Consider the following 11,854-nt stretch of genomic DNA (forward strand, 5'->3'; position numbering starts at 1 on the left):
GGGGTCGGGGACTATCTTTTTTATTATCCACACTTTAATTATAATAAGGTTAACAGACTCTCAATAGAATTGAGAGGTCGAAAGCTTCTATTTATTCTAAAGTAATAGAATGAGACTTACTATTAGCTAAGGAGGCTAGATGTTTTTTAACAGAAAAAAGAACGATGAACACACACAGCGTGTGGCTGAAGAACACCACGAATTAAAGGCTGTTCATGAGGCAATCGATAAATCCGTCGCTATGGTAGAATTTGATCTAGATCACAAGGTGATCAGTGCCAATGAAAATTTCTTAAACCTTATGGGCTATTCTTTAGACGAAATTAAGGGCAAGCCCCACGCGTTATTTTGTGACCCTGAGCATGTTAGGACTCCCGAGTATCACAATGATTGGGCGACCCTAAAGTCAGGACAACATCGATGTGGTACTTTTAAGCGCTTTGCTAAGGGGGGCAAGATTGTCTTCTTAGAGGCCAGTTACACCCCCGTGGTGGATGCACAGGGCAAGCTCTATAAAATTTTAAAGTTTGCCTCCGATGTAACCCCCCGGGTTCTAGAGTACAACGACTTAAAAGCGGTCTATAACGCTGTGGATCGCTCTATGGCTGTGATCGAGTTTGACACTCAGCTCAATGTTCTTAAGGCAAATGATAACTTTTTGAAGCTCATGGGTTATACCATGAGTGAGATCAAGGGCAAGTACCATGCGATCTTTTGCGATCCGGAATACACTAAAAGACCTAGCTATAAAGCAAATCAGGATAAATTGCGTCAAGGGCAGTTTATTAAAAGTACCTTTGAGCGTGTTACCAAAAGCGGAAAAAAGGTCTATCTAGAAGCCACTTACAATCCCGTTTTTGACGATCAGGGCAAAGTTTATAAGATTATCAAAATCGCCCATGATGTTACAAGCAAAGAGGATAGCACAAAAGATAAGCTTGCCATGACTTTAGATCTTATCAAAGAAAACCAACAGCTCACCAGCGAGGGGAGTGCAATGGTAGAAAAGACCCTTGCTAACATCCAAAGTGTAGCAGACACCATGCGCAACAGCACGGACTTGGTCAATAGTCTTTCTTCACAATCTGAATCTATTTCCTCAATCACCCAAACCATTAAAGACATTGCCGATCAAATTAACTTGCTAGCCTTGAACGCGGCGATCGAAGCGGCGCGTGCGGGTGAACACGGACGGGGCTTTGCGGTAGTGGCGGATGAAGTGCGCAAACTTGCCGAACGTACAGGCAAATCTGTTACAGAAATTGGGGCGATCATCGGCTCGATTCGTGAGATCACTTCTCAAGTGGTGGGGCATATCACGGCTGGCATGGAGGCTTCGGATAAAACCGTGGAGTTGTCGCAAGAAAGCAAAACTTTGATGGATAAAATCAAAGAGGCTAGCGATAAAGTAGCCCAGAGAATGGAAGTTGGGGCATAGTTTGTTTTATATTGCTACTTTTGTGATAGCCTGCGCCGAGCGATACTAGAACAAAGGAGATTCCATGAGAATCAAGGCAGTGATGTTAGAGGGGGATTCTTTAGGGCGCACTAATAAACTTGCCCCCCTAGAAGAGTTTGTAGATTTGATTTCCTATGCGAACACGCCAAAAGAATTAGTGGTAGAGCGTTGTAAGGATGCTGAGATTGTTATTCTCAATAAGGTTAACTTAGATGCTTCCATGCTTAGACAGTTACCAAAACTCAGGCTTATCTGTGTTACTGCCACAGGCACTAATATCATCGATCATGCTTGTGCACGCGAACTGGGTATTATTATTAAAAATGTGGAAGGGTATTCTACCCATAGCGTTACCATACACACTTTCGCGCTCGTGTTTACTCTCCTTTCCAACATGCCCTATTATGATCGCTACTGCAAGAGTGGAGAATATTGCGGAAGTCAAATTTTTACCCACTTTAACAAGGATCTGTGCGCCTTAGAAAACAAGAATTGGGGCATCATTGGCTTGGGCAAGATTGGTAAAAGCGTGGCAAAAAGTGCGCTAGGCTTCGGGGCGCATGTAAGCTACACTTCTACCGGTGGACACCCCCATGATAGCACTTACCCGCACAAACCTCTAGAGGCTTTGCTGAGCACTAGCGATGTAATCAGTATCCATGCTCCGCTCAACGATCATACCTACAATCTCATTAATGCCAAGAATTTATCTCTTTTGAAAGAGGGGGCGATTTTAATCAATGTGGGACGTGGGGGGATTGTCAATGAAGAAGCAGTGGCGCACGCGCTTAAAGAGCAACATTTTTATTATGGCACAGATGTCTTTGAACAGGAGCCCATGCGCGCTGACCATCCCTTTTTAGACCCCAGTATTCAGTCTCGCCTATTGCTCACGCCTCATATTGCTTGGGGCTATGGCGACACGATTAAAAAGCTCGTTGCAGGCACGATTGAGAATGTAAAAGGGTATCTCGAGACACTTAAGGGCTAAGTCGGATCCCTATCCCAAAGCGGTTTGAGAAGACATTGTACTCATAAAGCCCGTCTCCGTAACCATTGAAGTACTGCATGTAAAAGCCCACGAAAGGGTTGATTCGGAAGGTATAAGCCAAACGCACCGCGCCATGCCAGCGTTTAAATTTCCAATAGGGAGTGAAGATATCATAAAGGCGCATTTCAAAATGATGCCGTCCGCGCCTGTATTCTACTTTAGCATTACCATACCCCATGTAATCGATCAAATCGGGGTTGGATTGGTTATAGGGGATGTAGGGCCAATAGCCCACATTGACTTTTAGTCCCCCCTTTTGCCACACTAGACGAAAAACGGGACGTTGCCCCGCGCTTACTGAGCGACACCCTCCTTCAATTTCTTTGTGTCCATTATATTCAACAACGCGCACAGGTCGCCCCGGAAACGCCCCTTGCGCATTGCCATCCTTGTAGGCTTGATAGCATTGTCGTCCACCAATCCCATTGGAAATATGTTGCCAACCAATCCAAAACTCGCTAAGTGTTCCCAATTTTCCATGCCAAATGGGAAGATTGAGCGGGTAGACATAAATAAGTTCAGGCATGTAGTTAACCATGCGCATGGGTGCACTTTGGGGATTATTATAGATTTGAAACCAGTTTGTTTGGGTGTAGGCTAAGTAAAGTGTACCTGTAGTGAAGAGAAAATGTCTAAAAACGGGTGCTCTGAAACTGATCTGAAATTTAAATTCTGTATTTTGGTAGCGGTTAATATCGGGATAATACCATTGGTAAATCGGGGTGAAGCTATGGTAGTAAGGCATAAAATAAGTGCCATTATGTTCCATCAATTCCAAATATTTTTTGACAAATTCTACAAAGGGGTGGGATTTTTTGGGTTTTTTGGGAGCGATTTCCCAACTATTCTTGAGACTATAAAAATCCGGCTTGTAAAAATTATCATAGGGTGTACCTGTGGTGTAGCCGGTATTCTTAAGTTGCGAACTGCTCAATTTCCCTTGAATCCCAGCACTCTTTAAGCAAAAGAGACAGCTACTGAGGATTAAAACAACATTACGCACTTTTGAAAAATGGCAAAATGAGGATAGATAGCACAACTACAGGTGCAATGAAGCGCACACTAAAAAACCACATGACAAATGCAGGGCGGCTTAAAAAACGCGCGCTAGCCTTGTAAATACGCTTTTTGTGCATAAACCAGCCTAGAAACACAAGAGAAAACAACCCTCCTATAGGCATGATGACTGAAGAAGTTAGAAAATCCGCCCAGTCAAAAACGCTTTTGTGGAAGAAAGTTAAGGCTTTAGAGTAATCTTTATGGATAGAAAGGATGACGAGCAAACCCAAGAGATAAATGCCCAAGCCTACCAAATAAGAAGCTTTAAAACGACTCCACTTGAGGCGGTGTACCAAATAGAGGATCGCAGGCTCGATCAAGGAGACTGTAGAAGTGATCCCAGCAAAGATCAAGGCTAAAAAGAACAAAAAGGCGATGAGAGACCCCGTTGTGCCCATGCTATGAAAAATCAAGGGTAGGGAGATAAAGACTAACCCCACGCCCTGTGAGGGCTCACCATGAAAATTGAAAATGAAGGTAAAGATCATCAAACCAGCCACTAGAGAAATTCCAATACCGGGCAAGACAACCCATAGCGAACTCCCCAAGAGATTTTCATTAGAGCGCGTGAAAGCGGCGTAGGTGGTGATCGTACCCACTCCTAAACTCAAAGAAAAGAACATCTGCCCCAAAGCCTCTAAAAGCACCTTAAAGGTAATCTTACTTGCATCAAAGCTGAACATGTATGCCAGTGCTTTGGAGAAGCTAGGCAAAGTCATAGCATAGAAGAGTAAGCCAATAAAGACCAAGAATAACAAGGGCATAAGCCACAAGCTAAGGCGTTCAATCCCTTCCTTAATCCCTTTAGAGACGATCCACACTGTGAGCCATAGCCAAAGGCTAAAGCCTGCCACCTGCCAAGGCAAATCGCTCGAGCTCAAAGTGCTAAAGGTTTTTTGTGCCACTTCTAAAGAGGAAGGTAAATCAAAACTTACTTTAAGTAGGTAATAAAGAATCCAGCCCAAAACCACCGCATAAAAAGACATGATGATAGGACCACCTAGGAGTAAAAGCGCACTCCAAGACCAAAGTTTTTTGTGCTCAGTGTTAAGATGCTCGTAACAAGAAACAACATCTTTACGCCCTAAGTTGCCTATCACCATGTCCACCAAAAGCATGGCAACTCCTAGCGTGAGAGTAAGCCCCAAATAAAGCAAGACAAACGCCCCTCCGCCATTGCTCCCTGCCATATAGGGGAAACGCCAAATATGCCCCAGTCCAATGGAGCTTCCTAAAGTAGCTAAAATAAAACCTAGTTTAGAGAAGCCCATTCTAGCTCTCTGAAATTTTTACAATCCAAATCACCAAAATCACTAGAGGGGCGATGAATTTGAGCAAGAACAACCATATTAAAAACATAAACCTGGTCAAAAAGTGCAAACTCACCGCATAAAGCTTAGTTTTGCTCACCACCCAACCCACAAAGATCACAGACACCAACCCCCAAAAAGGCATCAAAATCGATGTTGAAAAGAAGTCTGTCAAGTCAAAGAGATTCTTGTTGAAAAAGGTTAAGTATGCCCCATACTTAGCATTCAAAGATAAGATGAGCACAACACCCACTGCAAAGATTGCTCCCGTAAGCACCCATGTTGCCTTGAAACGCGAGTAATTTTTATCTACCAAATACTGCACTGGGGGCTCTAAAAGAGCGATGGTAGAAGTGATACCTGCAAAAGCCAATGCACATAAAAACAAGACAGAAACCACACTCCCCATCGCACCCATCTTGGAAAACACCACAGGCAAGGAAACAAAGATCAATCCCGCACCCTGAGAAGGATTAGCCCCGTACTCAAAGACGAAGGTAAAGATCATTAACCCGGCAATCAAGGAGATCACAATGCCGGGCAAGACTACCCAAATTGCGCTTTTAAGCAGATCTTGCTTGTAGTGTGTGGAAGAGGCGTAAGCGATATTGATCCCTATACCCAAGCTCAAGGCAAAGAAAACCTGCCCCAACGCGCTTACAAACACCTTTTTATTAAATTCAGCTAAGCGGATACCAAACATGAAATCTACCGCTTTTTTAAACGAATCCTGCGTAGAAGCGTAGATCAGCAAGCCTATAAAGATGATAAATAGCAAGGGCATCAAAACGAAATTAAGCTTTTCAATCCCATCCTTTACACCCCTAGAAACCACCCAAGCCGTGAGAAAAAGCGTGGCCCCAAGTCCTATAACCTGTGTTCCCACTGAATGCCCTAATAGAGTTGTGAGAATTTGTTCAGATGCCTTAACATCTGTGGGAAGGTTAAAGCTCACCATGACAAGATAGTAAAACACCCATCCCAACACAATGCCATAAAAAGTTAAGATGATAGGTCCAGTGAAGAGCATCAACCCTGCATAACGCCAAGTCTTGCGTTCAGGATGCGGGTCTAACTCTGCAAACGCACAAGCAACATCCTTTTGTGTGCTTTGCCCAATCACCATTTCAGCGATCAACATGGTGAGCCCTATTGTGAGCGAGAGGATCAAGAATAGAATTACAAAGCCACCCCCACCGCTTGTGCCGGCCATGTAGGGAAAACGCCAAATGTGTCCTAATCCTATGGAACTCCCTAAAGCGGCTAAAATAAAGCCTAACTTGGAGAAGTTGTTCACTTAAGGCTCCTTTCTGTTGGAATAAAAAAAGTCATATCCTAGCGCATTAAGAATTAAGAATTACTTTATGTACGCATTTTTTTAGCTTTGGAAGCAAGCGGTCTACTGCCCCCTTAAACCAGTACAAGCCTTTTTATAGCCCATCTTACAAGCCTTTTTAGAATATTGTAAAGCTTTTTGAAGATTTTTGGGAACACCTAAAGCATTCTTATACATGGTTGCCAAGTTATAATAGGCGATAGCATTTCCCATGCCAGCTGCCTTTTGATAATACTCAAAAGCTTTTTTATAATCCTTAGCCACACCCAACCCCTTGTGATACAAATCTCCTAAAAACCCGTAAGCTTCAGCAACACCCATGCCAGCCGCTCTTTTATAATATGCTATAGCTTTTTTATAATCCTTAGCCACACCAAAGCCCTCTTCATATGCCACCCCTAAGTTTAAATAAGCGGATGCAACTCCTAAATCTGCCGCTTTTTGATAATATTCTAAGGCTTTCGCATAATCTCTAGCAACCCCCTTACCCATATAATACATAACTCCTAAATTGCTATAAGCCTGCGCATACCCCATGTCAGTACTCTTCTTGTAATATTTTATCGCCTTTTGATAATTCCTTGTAACTCCTCTACCCCATTCATACATCACTCCTAAATTATTGTAGGCAGCTGGAAGCCCTAAATCAGCAGCCCTGTGGAAGTATTCTAAGGCTTTGTGGTGATCCTCAGAAACACCTTCTCCATAAAGATATATCAATCCTAAGTTGTAAAATGCATTGGCATTTCCCATACTTGCGGCCTTTTGATAATACTCTATAGCCTTTTTATAATCTTTGCTAGCCCCATTACCGCTGTGGTACATAAAACCCATGTCAAAGTAAGTTTCAGAATCTTTCATATTTGTAACTTTAAAGGTCTTTGGAGTAATCGCATCGATACTAACTAGGCAGTATATACTGGCAAGCGCTACTTTAAATACAAGCTTAATCAGGTTTACCATCTTGTCTTCTTTCTAATATTTTAGAAGCGTTCAACTTCAATTTGTCCAAAAACCTAGCTAGATTATAAAACCTGTAGAGTATATTACCACTTACGCCGTAAGGTCCACTAAGTCTTTAGCTATGAGTGTAAGGCGTTTTGTATTATAACGCCTGCCATAGAGTCTTGGGGCATTAGCTCTTTGAGGAGTGGGCAAACCTTGTTAATGCAAAAATCCCCCAACTTTGATTGTGAGAGTGTGTCAATTCGCCAAAGCCAACATGGCAACCTTACCCAATCAAAAGTGCCAAAATGCCAAGACTTGCAAAACATTGAAAAAGCAATCAAAAGAGTTTACAAAGACATAGGGATCATCTTGGCATACTTGGCTACAAAGATCTATTTTTAAATCTCAATCTCGGAGGAATTATCAAAACTCGCCGGTGTGCAGATGTAACGGCAATAATATTCAGCGCTGGGAATCACAGGAATTAGCACTCCCAACTTGTGTTGAGTTGTTTTTTCATCATGGTTGAAGACAAATTACATTACAATCGATCTATGAACAAATTTATGCTAGGCACACGCGAAATTGGTATCGAGCACCCCCCTTTGGTGGTGGCAGAGATGGGCATTAACCATGGAGGAAGTTTAGAGGTGGCCAAATTGATGGCTGATGCGGCTAGGCGTGCGGGAATTGAAGTTCTCAAACACCAAACTCATATTATCGACGACGAGATGAGCTCTCTAGCTAAAACGATCAGGCCGGGCAATAGCTCTCAAGATATTTACTCTATCATGAAAAAGTGTGCTCTCTCCCCCAGGGATGAGCGCGAATTAAAAGAGTATGTGGAAAAACTCGGGATGATCTTTCTTTCCACTCCCTTTAGCCGTGCGGCGGCAAACTTTTTAGAAGATATAGGTGTGGTGGGTTTTAAGATCGGATCGGGCGAGATGAATAATCACCCCTTACTTAAGCATATCGCTACATTTAAGAAACCTATGATTATCTCTACGGGTATGCATGACTTAAAAGCGGTGCAAGAAAGTGTGCATGTTTTGGGTAATCAAGTACCCTACGCACTTTTACACACCACCAATCTTTACCCCACCCCCTTTCACTTGGTGCGTTTACAGGCGATGGTAGAACTTGCTGAGGTTTTCCCGGGCGTGCCAGTGGGCTTAAGCGATCATACACGCAACAATAACGCTTGCAAATGCGCCATCGCACTAGGAGCTAGCTTAGTGGAACGCCATTTCAGCGATACAAAAGATCGCGAAGGTCCAGATATTTCGTGTTCAATGGACACTCAAGAAGCGCAGGACTTGGTTCTAAGCGCGCGCGAGATTTTCCTGATGCGTGGAGGGAGTAAAGTCGCTATTGCAGAAGAGCAGGTTACGCGCGATTTTGCTTTTGCTACAATGGTAGCTACTGCAGAGATTAAAAAAGGAGAGGTTCTCAGCGATCGCAACACTTGGGTAAAACGCCCGGGTGTGGTGGGCATTCCAGCTAAGGATTATGAAAAAACTTTAGGGAAGGTAGCGAAATTAGATATTGCTAAAGACACGCATATCACCCTAGACATGTTAGAGCTGTGAAAAAAGTCGTTTTTGTAACCAATAGTCGGGCGGACTATGGTAAACTCAAGCCTCTGATTAACGCGATCAAAGAACTAGAGCAGGGCGGGTCGCATTGTCTATCTGGTCAGGTTACTTATCGAATTTTTGTCTGTGGCATGCATCTGTTGGAAAAATATGGAAGCACCTATCAAGAAATCTTTAAAGATGGCTTTAGCCATGTCTTTTTGGCAGGCATGTCTACCCCCCCCCCCTTATCCCAAGAAGCCCATGTGTCAATGGATTTGGATTTGGCACAGACAATTATACAATTCTCGCACTATGTGCATTTGGAACAGCCGGATCTAATTGTTGTGCATGGCGACAGGCTAGAGAGTTTAGCATGTAGCATTGTAGGAAGTTTTAATCATATTTTAAGCGCGCATGTGGAGGGTGGAGAGCTGAGTGGAACTTTGGATGAGAGTATTCGCCACAGCATCTCTAAATTAGCGCATCTGCACTATGTGTGCCATGAGGGGGCTAGAGATTTGTTGCTACAAATGGGTGAAAGGGCGGAAAATATTTTTGTGATTGGTTCTAGTGATATTGATGTGATGTTAGGGAAACTGCCCAGCCTAGAAGAAGTCAATCAGCATTACTACCAACTTCAGAAATTTAAAGGAGAATACGCTATTTGCATTTACCACCCAGTAACAAGTGAAATTTTAGACCTTCCTAAACATATTTACGAAGTCTTAGAAGGCTTGAAATTGGCGATAGAACAAACGCGTCCCACCTCGCAAAATTTTGTGATGATTTACCCTAATAATGACTTAGGATCAGAGATCATTTTAAACGCCCTGCAAACTTTGAAAGATCATGCGCATTTTGTGAGTTTTCCAAGCATGAAATTTGAATACTTCTTAACTCTTTTAAAACACGCCCAGTTCATCGTGGGCAATTCGAGTTGTGGGATCAGAGAGGCAGGTGTTTATGGAGTACCATGTATCAACATAGGCACACGACAAACCAATAGAAGCTATGCACATCATATTATCAATGTAGAAGAAGAGGCTCATGCGATCGCTGCAGCAATCCAAAAAGCGCGCAATCTTAAGCCCCATCTTGTGAAGAGTTATCATTTTGGCGAGGGTAGGAGTGTGCAGAGATTTTTGCAAAGCCTAACACCTAGTCTGTTTGACACCCCCACGCAAAAATACTTTGCGCCTATGGAAACTCTGTGTCAAAAGTCCTAGCCTATATCCCCGCACGCAGTGGGAGTAAGGGAGTTAAAGATAAAAATATCCGCCCCTTTAAGGGGTTGCCTTTAATGGCACACACGATTTTAAGCGCCTTGCAGGCGGGTATTTTTAGCGAAGTGTTGGTCAGCACGGATAGCCCCCAATATCAGAAGATTGCAATCCAGTACGGCGCGAGTGTGCCCTTTTTGCGTTCCAAAATCAATTCTAGCGACACTGCACCTACCCTCTTTGGAGTCCTAGAGGCGCTAGAACGCTATCGTGTAGATTTTGAGCATGTGGTGATCTTACAACCCACTTCTCCTCTAAGAGATGCTCAGGACATCCAGGCTGCTTATGCACTTTTTTTAGAACAGGGGTGTCTGCCTTTAGCTAGCGTACATGTTTTAGATGATCATCCTCTCTTGATGCGCACTCTGCACCACCACCGCCTAACTCCGCTCTTACCCATGAGTAGCACCATACGCCGTCAAGACTTAGTGCCTTATTATAAGGTCAATGGAGCGATTTACATCCATTGCGTGGCTACACTAAGTGCTCAGACAAGCTTTAATGATAGTCCAATTGGCTATGTGATGGACCCTAGCCATGCGCTGGATATAGATCATGCAAAGGATTTTGATGGGTATTGATTCGAGCCCTAAAAAGAAACCTCTCATTATTGCAGGCAATGGTCCTAGCATTAAAGAGCTTGATTATAGCCTCTTTCCTCCTGAATTTGAAGTCTTTCGTTGTAACCAATTTTATCTAGAAGATAAGTACTACTTGGGTAGGCATATCCAGGGGGTGTTTTATAATCCTTCTGTGTTTAACCTGCAAATGAACATAACCAAAAAACTGATACACCAACAAGCTTATCAAATTCATCGGTTTTACTGCAATACCTACCGCAAATATCAAAAATTTGAGGTGCACTATAACAATTTTGATCTAATAGACTCCCAGCAATATTTGGACAGGCATTATGTGGGTATTCGTTCTACTTACCATTTACTAGAAAATTCAGAATTCTTTTTTCAACCTCATGCTCTAAATGTAAACTTTTATGATAAGTGGTACACCACTGGTGTATTGATGCCTATCATAGCCATTATCTTAGGATATACAGAAATCTACTTAGTAGGAATTGATTTTTATAAAAGTGAAAGTTATTTTTATCCCTCTAAAATATTGCCTACATGGGAAGCTCATAGTGAGGAAATAGACATGCAAGGCATTCAACTTGCTAAGCAATGCGCCGATCTCTATACTTTAGTGCCAAATAGCCCTCTTGCCACAATTTTACCCCTCAGTCCTCACAAGAATGCGCTTTCTCAAGAGGAGATAACGCGTTTAGAATTGGGGGCTACAAAATCCTTTGAGCACGAAAACATGGTCGATATGGATATTATGGAGAAATTATCACAGCTTGAGATAGCACAAGGATCTCAGGTGAAGCAAATAGAATATAGAAGATTACTTATACAACTGCTGGCATCCTATGGAATCACAACCGATAACGGCATTTTGCAGTTTTTTTTAGATACCTACAAACTATCAAAGGGGCTTTTTAATCTGCTGAAAAACACGAGAGATCGTGCAGCGTTATGGAAGTGCCTTAAATCACTCAGCTTTAAAAAACGCTAAACTTTCTACCAAAAAGGAAGGTTTTGGAAGCATTGTCTTTAGCTCTGTTTTTGTTGTTAGGGGGAGTTACGGGGGTGATGTCTGGTTTTTTTGGCATTGGGGGGGGGATGGTGATCGTGCCTACTATGTTGGTGCTTGGGCACTCGTATGATAGCGCGGTGGGGATCTCCATTTTGCAAATGGCTTGTTCGTCTGTAGTGGGCAGTCTAGCTAATTTTAAAAAGGGGCTTTTGGATGTGCGCACGGGGGTTTATGT

General features: G+C 42.9%; 11 protein-coding genes. 7 read left to right on the forward strand and 4 right to left on the reverse strand.

Annotation, left to right across the window (positions count from 1 at the left end; translation table 11 throughout):
- Positions 1-139: 139 nt before the first annotated feature.
- Positions 140-1,438, forward strand: coding sequence for a methyl-accepting chemotaxis protein (locus C6G87_RS09155; RefSeq protein WP_104752802.1), 1,299 nt, complete (start codon positions 140-142; stop codon positions 1,436-1,438).
- Positions 1,439-1,502: 64 nt separating this feature from the next.
- Complete coding sequence (locus tag C6G87_RS07000) at positions 1,503-2,450, forward strand: D-2-hydroxyacid dehydrogenase (protein ID WP_104752803.1); 948 nt, start codon at positions 1,503-1,505, stop codon at positions 2,448-2,450.
- Here the strand turns inward: C6G87_RS07000 and C6G87_RS07005 are convergent.
- From C6G87_RS07005 to C6G87_RS07020, 4 genes are all read right to left on the reverse strand, one after another.
- A complete protein-coding gene (locus C6G87_RS07005; protein WP_382262303.1) occupies positions 2,440-3,444 on the reverse strand; it encodes a phospholipase A in 1,005 nt (334 codons plus the stop codon). The genes C6G87_RS07000 and C6G87_RS07005 overlap by 11 nt on opposite strands.
- A gap of 61 nt (positions 3,445-3,505) precedes the next feature.
- The gene (locus tag C6G87_RS07010; RefSeq protein ID WP_104752804.1) at positions 3,506-4,840 is read right to left on the reverse strand and encodes a sodium-dependent transporter; all 1,335 of its coding nucleotides are present in this window, start codon (positions 4,838-4,840) and stop codon (positions 3,506-3,508) included.
- Between the two features lies 1 nt (position 4,841).
- Positions 4,842-6,176, reverse strand: coding sequence for a sodium-dependent transporter (locus C6G87_RS07015; RefSeq protein WP_104752805.1), 1,335 nt, complete (start codon positions 6,174-6,176; stop codon positions 4,842-4,844).
- 102 nt (positions 6,177-6,278) lie between these two features.
- The gene (locus C6G87_RS07020; protein WP_158653125.1) at positions 6,279-7,076 is read right to left on the reverse strand and encodes a tetratricopeptide repeat protein; all 798 of its coding nucleotides are present in this window, start codon (positions 7,074-7,076) and stop codon (positions 6,279-6,281) included.
- A 641-nt stretch (positions 7,077-7,717) separates the two neighbouring features.
- On the opposite strand from C6G87_RS07020, the gene C6G87_RS07030 reads away from it, so the two are divergent.
- The 5 genes from C6G87_RS07030 to C6G87_RS07050 all read left to right on the forward strand — a co-directional run.
- Complete coding sequence (locus C6G87_RS07030) at positions 7,718-8,755, forward strand: N-acetylneuraminate synthase family protein (protein ID WP_104752808.1); 1,038 nt, start codon at positions 7,718-7,720, stop codon at positions 8,753-8,755.
- Positions 8,752-9,969: a UDP-N-acetylglucosamine 2-epimerase gene (gene neuC / locus C6G87_RS07035; RefSeq protein ID WP_104752809.1), complete on the forward strand. Its 1,218-nt coding sequence runs from the start codon at positions 8,752-8,754 to the stop codon at positions 9,967-9,969. Before C6G87_RS07030 ends, neuC begins: the two co-directional genes overlap by 4 nt.
- Positions 9,954-10,604 carry an acylneuraminate cytidylyltransferase family protein gene (locus C6G87_RS07040; RefSeq protein WP_104752810.1) on the forward strand — a complete coding sequence of 217 codons (651 nt, stop codon included), beginning with the start codon at positions 9,954-9,956 and terminating at the stop codon, positions 10,602-10,604. The genes neuC and C6G87_RS07040 overlap by 16 nt, the downstream gene beginning before the upstream one ends.
- Positions 10,594-11,598 carry an alpha-2,3-sialyltransferase gene (locus C6G87_RS07045; RefSeq protein ID WP_104752811.1) on the forward strand — a complete coding sequence of 335 codons (1,005 nt, stop codon included), beginning with the start codon at positions 10,594-10,596 and terminating at the stop codon, positions 11,596-11,598. The genes C6G87_RS07040 and C6G87_RS07045 overlap by 11 nt, the downstream gene beginning before the upstream one ends.
- Before the next feature lie 77 nt (positions 11,599-11,675).
- Positions 11,676-11,854, forward strand: a 179-nt coding sequence (locus C6G87_RS07050; protein ID WP_411697016.1) for a TSUP family transporter, incomplete at its 3' end; no start/stop codon positions are given.

This window comes from Helicobacter baculiformis, from assembly GCF_900197685.1.
Classification (GTDB): Bacteria; Campylobacterota; Campylobacteria; order Campylobacterales; family Helicobacteraceae; genus Helicobacter; species Helicobacter baculiformis.